The 16,094-nt window shown below is 45.0% G+C and carries 14 protein-coding genes and 1 pseudogene; 5 read left to right on the top strand and 10 right to left on the bottom strand.

The annotated features are described in order from the left end of the window. Positions 1 to 109: 109 nt before the first annotated feature. Both LG368_RS15640 and LG368_RS14480 read right to left on the bottom strand, forming a co-directional pair. Positions 110 to 520 (bottom strand): annotated as a pseudogene (locus LG368_RS15640) (methyl-accepting chemotaxis protein); the annotation flags it as partial. Between the two features lie 821 nt (positions 521 to 1,341). Continuing rightward, a complete protein-coding gene (locus LG368_RS14480; protein WP_226755425.1) occupies positions 1,342 to 3,234 on the bottom strand; it encodes a hypothetical protein in 1,893 nt (630 codons plus the stop codon). 371 nt (positions 3,235 to 3,605) lie between these two features. On the opposite strand from LG368_RS14480, the gene LG368_RS14475 reads away from it, so the two are divergent. Next, a complete protein-coding gene (locus tag LG368_RS14475) occupies positions 3,606 to 4,841 on the top strand; it encodes an MFS transporter (RefSeq protein ID WP_226755424.1) in 1,236 nt (411 codons plus the stop codon). A gap of 28 nt (positions 4,842 to 4,869) precedes the next feature. On the opposite strand, the gene LG368_RS14470 is transcribed toward LG368_RS14475, so the two are convergent. From LG368_RS14470 to LG368_RS14460, 3 genes are read right to left on the bottom strand one after another with little or no spacing between them, the layout of a single operon-like run. After that, positions 4,870 to 6,435, bottom strand: a complete 1,566-nt coding sequence (locus tag LG368_RS14470; protein WP_226755423.1) for a cryptochrome/photolyase family protein — start codon at positions 6,433 to 6,435, stop codon at positions 4,870 to 4,872. Continuing rightward, positions 6,432 to 7,949 carry a cryptochrome/deoxyribodipyrimidine photo-lyase family protein gene (locus tag LG368_RS14465; RefSeq protein ID WP_226755422.1) on the bottom strand — a complete coding sequence of 506 codons (1,518 nt, stop codon included), beginning with the start codon at positions 7,947 to 7,949 and terminating at the stop codon, positions 6,432 to 6,434. Before LG368_RS14465 ends, LG368_RS14470 begins: the two co-directional genes overlap by 4 nt. A 14-nt stretch (positions 7,950 to 7,963) precedes the next feature. After that, a complete protein-coding gene (locus tag LG368_RS14460) occupies positions 7,964 to 9,295 on the bottom strand; it encodes a DASH family cryptochrome (RefSeq protein WP_226755421.1) in 1,332 nt (443 codons plus the stop codon). A gap of 522 nt (positions 9,296 to 9,817) precedes the next feature. On the opposite strand from LG368_RS14460, the gene LG368_RS14455 reads away from it, so the two are divergent. Beyond that, entirely contained in the window at positions 9,818 to 11,866 is a 2,049-nt protein-coding gene (locus LG368_RS14455) for an EAL domain-containing protein (RefSeq protein WP_226755420.1), read from the top strand. Positions 11,867 to 11,974: 108 nt separating this feature from the next. Further along, positions 11,975 to 12,316: a zinc ribbon domain-containing protein YjdM gene (locus tag LG368_RS14450; protein WP_226755419.1), complete on the top strand. Its 342-nt coding sequence runs from the start codon at positions 11,975 to 11,977 to the stop codon at positions 12,314 to 12,316. A gap of 68 nt (positions 12,317 to 12,384) precedes the next feature. On the opposite strand, the gene LG368_RS14445 is transcribed toward LG368_RS14450, so the two are convergent. Together LG368_RS14445 and LG368_RS14440 are read right to left on the bottom strand one after the other, a co-directional pair. Next, positions 12,385 to 12,660, bottom strand: coding sequence for a DUF3817 domain-containing protein (locus LG368_RS14445; protein WP_226755418.1), 276 nt, complete (start codon positions 12,658 to 12,660; stop codon positions 12,385 to 12,387). A gap of 187 nt (positions 12,661 to 12,847) precedes the next feature. Further along, positions 12,848 to 13,342, bottom strand: a complete 495-nt coding sequence (locus tag LG368_RS14440; protein ID WP_226755417.1) for a fasciclin domain-containing protein — start codon at positions 13,340 to 13,342, stop codon at positions 12,848 to 12,850. A 124-nt stretch (positions 13,343 to 13,466) separates the two neighbouring features. On the opposite strand from LG368_RS14440, the gene LG368_RS14435 reads away from it, so the two are divergent. Continuing rightward, complete coding sequence (locus LG368_RS14435; RefSeq protein ID WP_226755416.1) at positions 13,467 to 13,886, top strand: DUF4174 domain-containing protein; 420 nt, start codon at positions 13,467 to 13,469, stop codon at positions 13,884 to 13,886. Positions 13,887 to 13,929: 43 nt separating this feature from the next. Here the strand turns inward: LG368_RS14435 and LG368_RS14430 are convergent, their stop codons facing one another. The 3 genes from LG368_RS14430 to LG368_RS14420 all read right to left on the bottom strand — a co-directional run bounded on the left by LG368_RS14430 (position 13,930) and on the right by LG368_RS14420 (position 15,595). Beyond that, positions 13,930 to 14,325 (bottom strand): ABC transporter permease subunit, encoded by a 396-nt coding sequence (locus tag LG368_RS14430; protein WP_226755415.1) that lies wholly within the window; start codon positions 14,323 to 14,325, stop codon positions 13,930 to 13,932. Between the two features lie 190 nt (positions 14,326 to 14,515). Further along, positions 14,516 to 14,950 (bottom strand): hypothetical protein, encoded by a 435-nt coding sequence (locus LG368_RS14425; RefSeq protein ID WP_226755414.1) that lies wholly within the window; start codon positions 14,948 to 14,950, stop codon positions 14,516 to 14,518. A gap of 72 nt (positions 14,951 to 15,022) precedes the next feature. After that, a complete protein-coding gene (locus tag LG368_RS14420; RefSeq protein WP_226755426.1) occupies positions 15,023 to 15,595 on the bottom strand; it encodes a metal ABC transporter permease in 573 nt (190 codons plus the stop codon). A gap of 84 nt (positions 15,596 to 15,679) precedes the next feature. Here LG368_RS14420 and tnpB point away from each other — a divergent pair, with 84 nt between their 5' ends. Continuing rightward, entirely contained in the window at positions 15,680 to 16,042 is a 363-nt protein-coding gene (gene tnpB / locus LG368_RS14415; RefSeq protein ID WP_226753460.1) for an IS66 family insertion sequence element accessory protein TnpB, read from the top strand. The last annotated feature ends 52 nt before the right edge of the window (positions 16,043 to 16,094 follow it).

Here is a 16,094-nt window from a genome sequence, read left to right as displayed (position 1 = left end):
TTCATAAAACTCACCGATTCTGCAACTTTTTGGGCCTTACACTGTATTTACAGCAAGATTTAGACATAAACTATCTAATAAAAACACAATAAATTCAATAGGTTGAGAGTTATTCAGGGACAACTAAATAGGTGTTGGTTTTCCACAGGATATGGTCGAGTTTTGCCAAGCTCATAAAGACGCTGTCTGACACCAGTGCGACATCTTGGAAATATTCACCCACCACCTCATTGATGTTATTGATGCCTGACTCTAGATTACTGGAAATGTCCCCGATGCTGGAAACCGTATCCCATACGGTTTTAGAGTCGGTTGAGACGGACTGCACGTTGTCTTGCATCGCCACTATGATGTCGCTGATGTTGGTAATCGCCAGTTGGGTCTTGCCTGCTAACTGTCTGACTTCGTCTGCGACAACGGCAAACCCACGACCGTGTTCGCCAGCCCGTGCGGCTTCAATCGCGGCATTAAGTGCCAGTAAATTGGTTTGATCGGCAATGCCGCGGATTAAGGTCAATATTGAGCTGACTTCTTCTGCTCTTGATGACATCTGATCGACGGATTCGGATGACTGTGTGGCCACGCCTTCAAGGGCAACAAAACCGGATGACATGCTTTGAATGTGTGTTTTTAACCCTTCGAATTCGCTGTGAATGGCAGAACGACATTGCGCAATGTGCTTTGCGGCGTCAACCGCCTCTGATAAGTTGGATTGGATATCGGCTAAGCATGTTTTGCTGTTGGTATTCTGATAGTCCATCAGCGCATCAAGTTGCGATTCTCTTTGTTGAGCGAGGGAGGCATTGTGGTACTGTTGTTCAAGGTGTTGTAACTGTTCTTTAAGTTGCTGATTCTCAGCTTGTAACGTTGCATTTTGTGCCGTTAACACTTCGATTTTCTTGCTTTGTGCCTTACCGCTAAATAATGTCATGGTCGCCTCGATGGTGATTTCCTAACCGTGGAAAAGGCGAAAAATAGCCATAACTGTGCACTTTTCCCTGTATTGCCACTGCACGCGCTGGTGCAACTTTGTAAATCAGAAGACTCAAATATAATATATGAGTCTTCACTAATTCCAGTCGGTTTTTAGAAAAACACCTGAAATATGATATTTGTTGTTTAATTATTTAGGCGGTCGATAACTAAAAGAGGTAAGGGATTTCAATTGAGCAATGTTTTCTGATCTTTTGCCAAAGAAGACGGCACCCTGTGAGAGGCCGCTCAGCGCTTGAGTGCGCTGTAGCTGGGTTGAACAGAAGTACTCATACTCAGAAGTAAAAAAAGAGATCAAATCTGATGATTTTGATCTCTTTTTTCATGACTAATCACTGCGTTAAGGCGTTATTCTACTGGTGTGTTTTCGTCTCTTTGGCGTAAAAAGCCCGCGGTCTCTTCTTCTTTTCTGATCGCTGTCGGTTGACGTTGAGCCTCAGGGTCAAAAGCACGGTTTTGTTGGTTTAGCTGATAAATTTGTGATGCACTGCCTAGATCTCGTTCGTTTGTAATGGCAGATAAAGATTCTCGATCTTTTAGGAAAGAAACGACATCATTTTTAATGCTGGCGAGTTCTTGATCATCTTTATGCATTTCTAGAATATATCTAGGGTGCTCAAGGTTACGAATGCCTGTTGCTGCAAACGTCGTCGATACAATGCGAGTCACAATAATCCAAGGCGTAATACTGCTTTGGATCAAGGTATTTTCAGAGCGGATACTGTCATGAATACCAGTACCAGCAGAAAACTTAGATTCTTTAAATGTCCCCTCGCATTTGAAGTAGATCATTAAGGATTCAAACTGCATTTCAGCAAAGAATATATGTACGGCATTTGTTAAAAGACGGGCAAAAGATTTTACAACCATACCTATCAGAATAAGATGTAGGGCATACATTAGTAATTCTGAAAACGACAGAAAGTCACTGTCATTAACAAAGCGCTCAAGGGAAGAGTTTGCCATGTTTGAGCCTGCATTATAAACATCGAGTGCAGCATATGCTAAAGCGAAGGTAAGCAGACTGGATACAACAAATAAGGCGTTACCGGTTACAAGCGTCAGAATTCTGACGATAGAAAAATCACGACCTAAGTCCATTGATTTAAACTTTGGCTGAATTTCTTGGATTAAACTGCCATGAAAGGTGCCTTTTCCTTCAGCTTGTTCATTTAATTCAGGGGTGAGGGCTTCATATACTCGGTTAGGCACTTCTGCATAGCGACGGTCTGCCATAACGAGGTTATCAAGGTTAATAAAGATCTCATTAGGGTGCACAGATTCTTGCCAGTTTTCACGCAGCTCGGAGACGGTGGTGGATGGATTGGCATGCTTCAAACGCTTTAACAGCATGACGCCGACTAAACCTGTGCCAATGGTTGAGATAACAAAAAGTGCGATTAAATAAAGGTAAGTGTGTAAAGTGGGAAGATAAGACTGAAGTTCTGCAATGTCAGACCACGCCATGTTGGAGTTGTCTACCCACCAAGTTAAGCCGACAGCAACGACAGCAGGTAAAATCAATGACCAAGTGACCACTTTGACAATGGTGCTAGAGCCTAAAGATTCAATATTTAACTCTGCGTTACGTGTTAATGGTCGAGAAGCACTGCGCCATACCGCAATAACGTAAAAGAGCAGGGCAACAGAATAAATGGGGAAGGTGACTTCACCTGCAATGCCGACTAAGCCAGTAAGAGAGATAAAGGCGACACAGCCATAAGATATCAGTGCAATCAGCGTTTTTACCCAAGCACCAAAAAGGCGTTGAACGAGGTTCCGAATTGGGTAAGGCATAAAGAGCAGTTTAGGAACAAGGCTGTGCAATAAGCGTGCGAGGAAGCCGATAGGCTCTATGAAAGAGCTGTTTTTACGACCTACGAGCATCTCTTTCAAGGTTTTTTGGGAGTAGGCTAAGCTGCCTTTTTCTTCCGCAGCGGTACTGGATTCAGAAGGGCTGTGGTTATAGGCAAGAGACGTTGGGTGATTACGGCCAACAAAATAGCGTAAGGTCGCAAATATGCCACTGCCTAAGGCTTTGAAGCCGACGCCAAGCAAGAAAACGCCAAAAATAACGAAAAGCCACCCAGCGACTTTACTGGTCTGAATATAGCCAATAGCATCCGTTAAAAGATAAATACCAAGAGCAGATTGAATTAAACCACGAATCGCGGTCGCTACTCCTTCCTTTTTGAAGGGGTTTTTTAACCCTAAATCAATTGAACCATAATCAAAGGCCATTTATTTCTCCTGAAAGAAGCCAGTACAAATTATTTACTTAGAATAAGTGAGGGGAATAATACAAGTGAGAACATATAAAATTTGACTATAATTCAACGATTTTCTTATATCTCATTAATATCGCGCCATAAGATACAAGGGCGCTGTTTGAAATTCTATACTTTAATAGAAAAGAGAGATATTTATTTTAATATGTGTTTAGAAATTGAATGAATCTACAATAGATTGAATTTCAGACTGGGTGAGTTTGTCTGTATCAGCTTGGCATGCTGTCAAAGGCGGGCACGCCTTCGATGTGCTCGTCCCAATTGGCCTTGCTGCCCATGAAGAATGGTATTCCCACGGTGGTCATATTTAACAAGGAGCTCCCATTGAGCAGTGCTTTCCGATCTTTTGCTAACCCAAATTACCGATTGTGGTTTATGGGGGCGTTTATTTCGAATCTCGGTACTTGGTTGCAGCGTACCGCGCAAGATTGGATTGTGATTGCCGAGCTGTCGGATAAGAATGCCTCAGCGGTGGGCTTGGTGGTGTTTTTGCAGTTTGCGCCGCAAATCTTTTTATTGCCTCTGACGGGCTGGGCGGCCGATAAGTTAGATCGTCGTAAGTTGTTGTTTACCACTCAATGGCTTATGGCAGTTTTGGCACTGATTCTTGGCTTGCTGGTATTGAGTGGTCATGTGGTGCTTTGGCAAGTGTGCGCGTGTGCGTTTGCGTTAGGGTGTGTGGCGGCCTTTGATGCCCCGGCTCGACATGCGTTTGTTTCAGATGTGGTGAGTGAAAAAGAGTTGTCGAATGCGGTGGGGTTAAACTCGGTGTCCTTTAATTCTGCGCGCTTGATTGGTCCTGCGGTGGCGGGTGTATTGATCGCGTTGATCGGCACCGGCTGGGTGTTTATGATCAATGTGTTGTCGTTTATTCCCTTGTTGACTGCCTTGTATTTATTCAAAACACGACTACCGTCGATCTCCTTGGATAAGGGTAAAAACCACACCGATAAACCGAAGTTTTTAGACGGTTTTCGGTATATTTGGCAACACCGAGAAATGACGATTATCTTGCTGATGGCGTTCTTAATCTGCAGTTTGGGTATGAACTTCTCCGTGTATTTATCGGCGATGACCGTGCATGTGTTTCAAGGTCATGCTGATCAATACGGCTTCTTGATTTCTATGATGGCGATTGGTTCGATTTCAGGCGCCTTGGTGACGGCCAGTCGTCGCTCTGCTCCGTCTTTTTCCTTTATTATCTTGGTGGCGGGCTTGTTTGCTTTGAGTTGTGGTCTAGTGGCGATGAGTGCAAGTTTTTGGGTATTTGCCGTGTTGCTGATTACATTGGGGCTGAGTCTGCAACTGCTGACAACGTCAACCGTGTCTTATATGCAGGTTGCCACGGAAAAGCGCTATCGAGGACGAGTGATGGCGATTGTATTAGCGACCATGCTGGGCAGCACCGCACTGGGGGCACCGTTAGTCGGCTGGGTAGCGGATTTCTTCGGTGCCCGTTGGTCCATTGCGATTGGGTCAGTATCCGGCACGTTGGCCGCGGCGCTAGGACTGTGGTTTTTGTACCAGCAGAGAAGAGCCGCCGCGTCACCGTCAAACTGATCCGCTGTCTACTGATTCAAATGCGGCATTACAGTTCGTTGAGATGTTCTAGGCACCAAGAGGCTCTGTTCAAAACGGCGCGTTTTTGTGCGTCGCTTTGTTTGTCCCAGTTGCCATAAATCATCCCAATACGAGGGTTTTTGCCTAACCTTTCTCGGTGTTTCACCATAAAATTCCAATACAAGCTATTAAGTGGGCAGGCCAGCTCGCCGGTTTTTTCTTTCACCTTGTAATGGCACGAACCGCAATAGTCGCTCATTTTTTGGATATAGCTGCCGCTGGCGGCGTAGGGTTTGGAGGCGATCCAGCCATCATCCGCAAACTGGCTCATGCCCCGTGTGTTAGGCATTTCGACCCACTCAAGTGCATCCACATAGATGCCCAAGTACCACTCGTCGACTTGCTCTGGTTGAACCTCGGTTAACATACAGAAGTTGCCTGTGACCATCAGGCGCTGAATGTGATGCGCGTAGGCGTAGTCGAGGGATTGGCCAATGGCGCTGGATAAACAATGCATCTTGGTGTCGCCGGTCCAAAAGTAACTGGGTAAGTCTCGTTGTGCATTGAGGGCATTTTGTTCTTGGTAGTCGGGCATATTGACCCAATACATGCCGCGCACGTATTCGCGCCAGCCAAGGATTTGCCGAACAAAGCCTTCGATTTGTGCAATATCAATGTCGTCATTGTCTTGATAAGCCTTGATGCTTGCCTTGATGACTTGTTTGGGGCCGATGAGTTTGCAGTTCAAAGCAAACGAGAGTCGTGAGTGGTAAAGGCTCCAACTGTGGGGTGTTTTGCTGGTCATGGCGTCTTGAAAGCGACCAAAGTTAGGCAGTAGATGTTCGCAAAAATAGTCTAATAAGCGCAGGGCATCTTGACGTGTCACGGGCCAGAGTAATTGAGAGTCGGCTTTGCCGATTGACTGAATGCCATGGCGTTCAAGTCGTGCTAACACATGAGCGGCATCATGTTGAAAACATAACGGCTCAGGAATGGCGGCTAAATCTTGCGCTTTGAGCTTATTGCGGTTCGCGCTGTCATAATTCCATTTGCCCCCTTCGGGCTCTTTCTCACCGGCCATTAAGATATTAAAGCGCTGGCGCATTTTGCGATAAAAGTTTTCCATACGTACGCTGGTTTTCGGTTTGAAATAGCGAGGAATGTCGTCGAATGGCAGTAAAAAATGTTCGCTGTCGACCAAGCTAAAGGTTAAGCCTGAAGCACGTGCCATCATCTCTTGATAATGTTGCTGGACACGATATTCATCGGGTTGTTGTAGCTCGATGTGTGTGATCTGGTGTTGGGCGGCCACGGACAAAATGACCTCTTCATGGGACTGGGGCTGTGTATCACGCTTTGTTTCGTCAAGGGTTAAGTAAGACACCGCGTGCCCCGCTTTTTCAAGGGCGTTAGCAAATCCTTCCATGGCCAGAAAAAACGCACACAGCTTCTGCACATGATGCGTGACGTAGGTGGCTTCTGGGTGCAATTCCGCAATTAAATATAAAACGCCGTCGTCTTTCTGGCGAAACCAAGAATGAGCGGCATTAAGTTGGTCTCCGAGTAAGACGCGAAGAGTGTGATATTGAGTCATGAGTCACCTTTTGAGGATCTTTTCACGGATTTGGCGCGCTTAGGCGCACGCACGTGGGTGGCTAGAATACGTTGCTTTTCTTTTTGTACGTCGAGATTTTTTCGGTACCCCCAAAGCCGGTCGCGTGCGGCTTTTCCGGCTTCTGTCAAAGACACAATCGGGTGAGGGTAGTCTTCGCCAAGATGGCATTGGTAAAGGGCTTCTTCCATCGGTGACATGTCCCATGGCGCGTGAATCAGCGGTGCCGGTACTTCTTTTAATTCGGGTACCCAACGACGAATAAATTCGCCTTCAGGGTCTTGGTCTTGTCCTTGTTTGACGGGGTTATAAATCCGAATGGTATTGGTGCCCGTCATGCCGGCTTGCATTTGAAACTGCGGATAGTGAATGCCGGGTTCAAAGTCCAAAAACAGCCGGGCCAAATGGTGGACGCCCAAACGCCAATCGATATTCAGATGATGACACAAGAAGCTCACCATCATCGCGCGCATACGAAAGTTCATGTAGCCGGTCGCTTGCAGGGCACGCATGCAAGCATCGATCATGGGATAGCCTGTTTGCCCCTGTTGCCACGCCAATAAGTCCGTTGCGACCTGTTCATCTTGACGGTGGGGGAAGTGATAGTAGGCCCGATTGACGGGGCGAAACTCCATGGCGCATTCACTTTCAAACTTTTGCATAAAATGACAGTGCCAGTGCAGCCTGGAACTGAGCGCAATTAAGGTACGGCGCCAGCCTTTGGTTTGCCAACGGGATAGCAGATCCTGATATACTTCCCGTAGGCTAATGTTGCCCCAAGCCAAGTAAGGCGACAACCGAGAGCAGGCTGAGCGGCTACTGAGTGGGCTGGACAGTGATCGGTAATAGTCTTTACCACGGCTTTCATAAAAACTTTCTAGGGTGCGCCATGCAAGGGTGGAACCGCCTGTTTGCATGCCTTTTTGGGGGTGCTTCCAAGAATCTGGCAAGGACGATGTCTGATCGTCTCCGAGGTCGACCCAATCAACCCCTTCAAGGGAGACGTCAATCAGCGGCGCACGCATGACTTTTTTCCATTCCTCGTCCCATGAAAGACGGTTCGGCAGTGCGCGAATCACTGCCCCGGTGGGGGATTCTTGCCAATCGATTTGATGCTGGTGGCACCATTTTTTGACCTGACGATCGCGATCAAAGGTGATACCTAAGCCAATTTCCTCACTACTAAACAGCCGGTCAAACTGAGTGCGCTGATAGAGGTCACTAAAAACCGATAATGCTTCTCCCACACGGATAGACAGACTTCCGCCGTAGGGCGTGAGGGTTTGTTTGATATCACACAAAGATTGCCAAACGAAACGCCAGTGGCGCTCGTCGTAGTGCGGGTCATCGAGCAAGCTGGGCTCAAAAAGGTACAGCAAGATAATGGGGCGTTGTAACGCGATGGCATTGGCCAGTGGGGCGTGGTCGGTGACCCGTAGATCACGTTTTAACCACACCACCACGGGCGCTTGTTGTTGGCTTTTGTCCGTTGTCATGAATCAGCAAGACATCATGAACGAGGGTTAATAGGCCAGTCAGCGGCATCAACCGAATCGAGTTGTGCGTCAAACTGTTGGCCTTGCCATTTTTTAATAAAGCGCTGTTTGGGGTCGTATTGTTCGGTTTGCTTCTTCAAATTAAAGCGACGCCCGCCACGCGGGTCTGCGCCAACCCCTGCAATGTATTGCCAGTTGCCCCAATTTGAGCCGACATCGTAGTCGACAAGTTGTTCTTCAAAGTAGGCCGCACCATAACGCCAATCAATGCCAAATTCATAAATTAAGCAACTGGCAACAATTTGGCGACCACGATTGCTCATAAAGCCAGTGGCGTTCAGCTGCTTCATGCAGGCATTAACGATGGGGTAAGGCGTATTGCCTTGGCTCCATTTGCGAAAACGTTCAGCATAATAACTGCCTTGTGCTGGGCGATTAGACAACCCACCGGGTAAAAACAGTTGTTTGCCATAGCGTGTCGCGTACCAGTGGAAATATTCACGCCATAACAGTTCAAAATAAATCCAATAGGTGGATTCATTGGCCCCATGATCACGTTCATAGACGTCTAAACTGGCTTTGATTTGTCGTGGTGATACGCTGCCCTGTGCGAGCCAGGGTGAGAATTTTGTTGAATTTTCCCAGCCATCCAGTTCATTTCGTGTCTCTTTGTAGTGCAGAGGTAAATCGGTGGAAAAGTAATCACTGAGTTGATCCATTGCGGCCTGCTCACCGCCAGCAAAAGGGCTGTTCTCATCCAAGGTACGACTGAGTGACGTGGAATGCCAAGGCTGAATTTGTTGAATATCAAACGTTGGAACGGGCGGTAAGGTTGAGACGGCAGGCAAAGGAATGCCTAACTCGATTTTTTCGACCAGTCGACGAAATTTGGAAAAAGACACTGGCAAGTCAGCGACATCAAAAGGCAGTTGATTGGGCTTAAACAAGCTTAAGCCATAATCGAGGCGGACGGTGACATCGGGAAACGCAGCCTTAATACGTTTGAGTGCCATTTGCTCATCCCAGCCACCATGATGGTTGCGGTATAGATGAGAGATAGGCACTGCGTTCAACAGCAAAGACAAGCTGGTAAACGCATCCAGTGCACTCACATACAAGGTTTGCCCACGCTGTTGTAATTGCGCAGCCATATCATCCAAGCCTTGCTGTAAGAAACGACGGCGATGCTGAGACATGCCTTGTGTCGCATAACGGCTGGGCCGCTGGCTATGAGGCTCATCACAAAATAGACAAACAAGATGATCAACTTCTTGTGCGGCACGCCACAACAACTCTTGATCGGCACAACGGAGATCGTCCCCAAACCACACTACACCCAATTTCATTATCATCTTCCTATTTATCAATGGTTCATGGGGTGGTTACGTATTAAAAGACACATTGGTTCGGTGGGGTTTTTGTGGCAAGGTAAGCACTATAAAATGTGTTTTTTTGTTAAAAAATGCGTTCATTTGCAACGAAAAGGCGATCTTCTAGGGTATTTTTTTAGAGCCTCTCGATCGATTGTGTAAATAAAATGATATACATCAAAAAGATTCAGAATTTGCGCTAAAATAATACATGTTCTTATCGTTTTCTATATAGTGCTCCTCTTGTTTTATGAGTGAGATTTTCGTGTTTTAGCACTTTGTAAAACACAATATTTACGTCAAATAACGTCATTGATACGTGTTTTCATCGATGGGATGTTTTTAACAGGTACGTTAATCGTCTGATACGTTGATTTAGATGAAGCAATGCCAAGCAGAGGTTGCTTAGTGGCATGTTTTTTAACGACACAGCAACACAATAGATTTCTTCTTAGTATTGAAGATAAGAATCAGACAATAAGGTTCAGATAACACACTATGGATATTCATCAGGAAAGCCCTCTTTACAAAGCTTTATTTGAAGCCGCCGCCGATGGGATTATTATCATTAATAGTCGCGGTATTATCGAGTCATTTTCCCCTTCTGCTGAAGCGTTATTTGGCTACAGTGAGTCAGAGGTTGTCGGTCACAATGTGTCTGTATTAATGCCAAAAAAAGAGGCATTACATCATGACTCCTACCTAAGTCATTACATGGAAACAGGAAAAAACGCCATTATTGGTAAAGGCCGTGAAGTGACGGCATTGAAAAAGAATGGCGACGCTTTTCAAATGCACTTATCCGTTGGGCGAGCTAACGTAGACAGCGGGGACGCAAGCAATGAGACGGTTTTCTTTGTTGGTATTTGCCATGACCTATCCCAATACTTAAGTGTTGTTAAACAGTTAGAGCGTGTTGATACCCGCTATCGTAGTGTGTTTGATTCAGAAGGTGTTTTCATTGTTCGCTTGACGTTGAGCGGCGATATTATCCTAGCGAATAATGTGTTTTCGCAACAATTCTTAGACGGCCAGGTAGCGGGTGGTCAGTTTCTTGACTGTGTGGCTGAATCTTCTGCAGCAGAAACCAATTTACTGTTTTCACTCTCTGAAAATGGCCTGTCGAATGAACTCAAAGTGTCCCTTATGATGGTGCATGATCATGTTTGTACTGAGGTGGAATGGTGGTTCAAGCGCGTCAAGGACAATGCTGGTGACCATATCCAAGGTGTCGGTATTGATGTGTCAGAAAAAGTCGATGCGACCAATCAGGCCTTTTTGCTTAAAAACTTTGATTCCGTTACTCAGTTACCACTGCCTGATTATGTACAAACTCTGTTTGATCACCGTCGTGCTGATGTCTGTTTTGTGGTGTTTGAACTCACTGACTTCGACCGTATTCGAGTGTTAAACGGCGAACTGTTAGCCGATAAAATGCTGGCAGAGATTGCGCGCTTATTAACGGAGCAAATTCATTTTTTGCATTGCTCACGCTTGCAAGCCAGTCGTTTTCTATTGTTGATTGAATTAAATGCGACTCTTACATTGAGTGAACAAATTGAGAGAAAAGCCGACCATATTCAAGCGGAGCTGCGCAATACCATTGGGGATATTAACTCTGATATTCGCGTCGGCACCACTTGCTTTACTGGGAAAGACGATCATTTTCCAGACGCCATAGAGCGTGCTCTCATGGCTTTAGAGTTTTCTCGTCAACAAGGAGACTTTTTATCTTCTTATAATGATTCCATTCATCAGGCGGCAACCCGTAAAAAGGGCATCCAGAAGATACTGATTGAAGCGATTCGTGACGTTAAAATTGATGTGTTTTTTCAGCCTAAAATCGACCTCAAAAGTCGTCGAATCGTCGGTTATGAAGCACTGATGCGCTGGTTTACGAAGGAATACGATTATATTTCTCCTCCAGAAATCATCGAAACGGCGCAAGAGTTGAATTTGCTGTTTGAGCTGGACACATGTGTTATCCAAAAAGCGTTGCACGTCATCAAAAGTAACCCCACCTTGTTTACTGCTCAGACGCCGGTTGCAGTGAATATTTCAGCAAGAAACTTTGGCTCTAAACGCATCGTGGATAATCTGATTCATTGTATCGAAGAGCACGGCATTGATCCTAAATCCATCGAAGTGGAAGTAACGGAAGATGCTTTGTTGACGATTGGCGATCAGGTACAGATGAACGCAAAAGCTTTACGGGCTGCGGGTATTAAAATATGCCTAGACGACTTTGGGACAGGCTATTCGGCATTGAGTTACCTAGGTAAGTTGTTATTGGATAACCTGAAAATTGACCGTAGTTTTGTTATAGAGTCAAAAAATAAGAGTGGCCGTTTGATGTTAGAGGCCATTGTGTCCATTGCAAAATCATACCACTTGACTGTGACGGCGGAAGGCATAGAAACCCCAGAGCAACAGGACTTTTTAGCCTCCATTGGCTGTGAGTATGCACAAGGGTACTATTATTCAAAAGCCATCCCTGCCGAAGCACTGCCTCAGTGGATCGAGCACTATTATCAAGGCATGGAATAACATTCCTATTAATATAGAGGGATGTGGATAAACACCACATGAAAAATAGGGGTATAATGTGCCTTTGTATTTTGTTCGTTTTAACCAAGCCAAAAAGGTAGTGAAATTATGAGTCTTCCAAATTGCCCACAGTGCAACTCAACTTATGTGTATGAAGATCAAGACATGCTGATTTGCCCAGAATGTGCGCATGAGTGGAATCCAAATGAAGTCATCATCGATGAAGATGCTTTGATCATTAAGGATATGAGCGGCAAGTTGCTAGAAGAAGGCGATAAGGTGACTTTGGCAAAAGACTTAAAAGTAAAAGGGTCATCACAGGTCTTGAAGATTGGTACAAAGGCGACGATTAAGCGCCTTGTTGACGGTGATCATGACATCGATTGTAAAGTGGATGGGGCAGGTGACATGATGCTGAAATCACAATTTGTGAAAAAAGTGTCTGCGTAATTGCCTTTCATGCCTTGATGAACAAACACAGCGAAGCCTGCTTCTACGCTGTGTTTGTTGAGATCCATTTAATATTTGTTAAGAATTTTAGCTTTAAAGATATAGCTACCGAATGGCAGTAAAGAAGCTACGAAACCAATTAAGGCGTGTTTCACGCTAACACCGAATCTCGGAATACTGCTGGCCAGTAGTAGATTAAATAGGATAAACAAACCGCCGTGAATCGGGCCTATCAAGCTCACCATCTCTGGCATTCCCATTGCACGCTTAAGCGGCACAGCAATAAAAAGTAACAGTATTAAAGAAGTCCCTTCTAAAATAGAAATAAAGCGTAACGTTTTCATAGTCGTCTCTTATGTTGAGTTATGTTAACTGTCTCTAATATACAGATAATAGGACTCTAGATGAACGGTTTAATTCCCTTTGAATAGGACTTTCTCGATTTGACACAAATAAAACGAGGCATAGGCCCCGTTTTATTTTGTTACAAATGTCACTGACCGTGATACAAGCGGTCAAGTGTGGAGAATATTACTGAGGCAGTAAAACTGTATCGATGACGTGAATGACGCCGTTACTGGCTTTAACATCCGCCATGATAACGGTCGCGTTGTTAATCATCACTTTACCATCCGCTACTTTCACGGCTAGGTTTTGACCTTGTGCTGTTTTAGCGCTGTCTACTTTGACGATATCGGCCGCCATGACTTTTCCAGGGACGACATGGTAAGTTAATACGGCCGCCAACTGGTCTTTGTTTTCTGGTTTCAATAGCGTTTCTACTGTGCCATTTGGTAGCTTAGCAAACGCGTCATCAGTGGGTGCAAATACTGTTAGAGGACCGTCACCTTTTAAGGTGTCAACCAAACCAGCAGCTTTGGCGGCCGCAATAAGGGTGGTGAAAGAGCCATTTTCAGCAGCAACATCAACAATGTCTTTTTTCATACCATGATGGTCAGCATGAGCAACAGACATCAACATAAAGCTTGCAATAATAAGAGGTAATGAGATGATTTTCTTTAACATACTATTTTCCTTTTTTGTGAATGCAAATTAAGTAACCATGTTAAGTACGGTAAGAAAATAGAAGCTGGATTAGGCTGTTTACCGTTGATATGTGTAAGAAATAATTATCCTTTGTGGAGGTAAAATGCGACATTTGGTGTTGATCTGTTCATTACTGCTTACTTTTTCCATACAAGCCAATGACTCACGTCTTTTGTCGAGTCTTCAAGATCTACGATGGCAGTACCGAGTGATTCTTATTGATAATGAGGTGAACCGACTTGATACGCTTGCTTATCTAGAGGAAAAAGCGGCTGAGATAAAAGATCGTGATGTGCTGTGGTTTGTGCTGGATGGCCATAACGTTACGACAAATTACCCAGGCCAAGTCCATGAAAATTTTGCGGCTCAAGTGCGTCAGCGTTATCAAATAGGTGGTCGTCGTATGGTGCTCATTGGCAAAGATGGTGGGGTAAAAACACGTCTTGCGGACATGGAGCTCGACATCATATTTGATGATATTGATGCAATGCCGATGCGCCGACAAGAAATGCGGGATAAATGAAAACGCCCTTCAGTGAACTGAACAGCGTTTTCATTGAGTGCCATTAAGCGATACCGAGTGCTTTTTTACGACTATTCGACCAGGTGTGAATCAAATGGTCCGCGGCCAAACCAATAAAGGCGACACACAAACCAAGCAAGATCCCTTGCCCCATACCATTTGCCCTAGATAGGGACTGCATGATCAGTTGCCCAAGGTCATCGGTGCCGATAAAAGCCCCAATAATCACCATAAACAAAGAGAAAATAATGGTTTGGTTGATCCCGAGTAGTATGTGCGGAAATGCCAGAGGCAACTCAATATGGCGCAGTCGCTGTAAGCGGTTTAAACCAGACATGGACGCAGCTTCGTGCAAAGACGGTGGCACATTTCGTAAGCCTTCTACTGTGTAGCGTGTTGCCGGAATCGTGGCGTACACAATCATCGTCAAACGAATCATCGGCGGTGGTTTCAATTAAGCGTGATATACAACGCAATAGAGTGGACTTTTCCTGAATCGGTAGGCCGCATACTTCCTTTTATGCCGCCATTAGAGACTTTTTTAAAGACCACTGGTCTGTGGGCCTGTGTATTATCTTGGTGCTTGCTTAAGATGCTTACTGAAAATACTGACTAAGAAAATAGTGACCTTAATAAGATAAATTTTGCATGTCTTTATTTAAAAGGTTTCCGGCTATTTTCGCGGGGTTCGCCACAGTAATACCCTCCATCAACGCTGTAGCGGTTTTATTGGCATTCGGTAAATACAGTGGGCATACCGTTACTGACGCGCCCATGCCCATGATTTTTTTCAATAACATGGTAGGGGACACGTTTTGCGGTTTTAAGGTGGGTGTTTCTGTTTCCTTGAGCGCAAGCGCTCCGGCAGGGCCACACAGCAGCATATTCACGTCTTTGTTGTGTGCTTTTATCGTTTGCATCGATAAGACCATGGCCATCAGTTGCGTTTGATGGTCCGCGGACGTCAGTAATACATTTAAGCCATCGGCAGGTTCCGCTAAAACAGGGCTTGTGTAAACAGAGGCGAATAATGTTGATGCGACGAATAGACTTTTTATATTCATGAATCATTCCTTTTCATATTTTGAGGTTAAATTAACAACAGGGTGTCCGTTTTAACACGCTTGTTGGCAGGCTTATATCCTTTTTCTGTATCTACTCTTAACAATAAGGATGACTAAATAAATCGTGGCAGCCAGTAATACAATCACGGCCCCGGTTGGGGAGTCTGTCTCGTAAGCAACGGCTAAGCCACCAAATATACTCAAACCCGACAACAGCGTTGCAATCAGCATAAGTCGCCCTAATGTTGAGGTCAATAATAAGCCAGTCGCTGCAGGTAAGGTGAGCAGTGCCATGACTAAGATAAGACCCACCGAGTGCACAAGAATCACCGTAGCCAGTGCAATGATGACCAAGAAACCCAGATACAGCAGGTTGGTTTTTACGCCACGTAAACGGGCAAACTTTTCATCGGCTAGGGTCGCCATTAAGGGACGATGTAAGAGTACAAGCAGAAGCAACATGAGCAAGTTCAACCCAACCATCATCACCACTTGATCACGGCTCACCAGTAACAAATTGCCCAACAAATAACTCATTAAATGTGTGCTGTACCCAGGTGTTTTAGCGATGGCCAAAAGACCAATGGCCATGCCAATCGCCCAAACAGCACCAATCAGCATATCTTCCCGTTGTTTGTATTTTATCGTAAGCGTCAGCTAAACCACACGTTTTAATCCTTGTTAAAAACCATAAAGTCTTTTGTTTTCTTTCATAGGAATAAAAGACTTATGTTTACCACTTCTGCTCAACTCAATGTGACTCTCATTTGTGGGCCAACTGATATGCGTAAAGCCATTGACGGTTTATGCAATATTGTCGCCTATGATCTGAAAAAAGAGCCTTGTAGTGATCATATTTTTGTCTTTTGCGGTCGAGCGCGCGATAAAGTCAAAATATTGCAATGGGCGTCAAATGGTTTCTGGTTGCATTATAAGCGGCTCGAAAAAGGGCATTTTCAGTGGCCTGGTATTGATGACGAACAATTGTCTATTCAAATCTCACCTCGTCAGCTTAATTGGTTGCTAGATGGCCTGGCTCTCAATTTACAAGAAGCACACCCACATTTAACCTATCGATATCATGACGAGTAAGGTGTTTGATTGGTATAATCCATCCCATGAAAACACTTCAAAATGACCTACC

It is taken from the genome of Marinomonas algarum (assembly GCF_020532605.1).
Taxonomy (GTDB): domain Bacteria; phylum Pseudomonadota; class Gammaproteobacteria; order Pseudomonadales; family Marinomonadaceae; genus Marinomonas; species Marinomonas algarum.
This window is presented reverse-complemented; position numbering and strand designations above follow the sequence as displayed.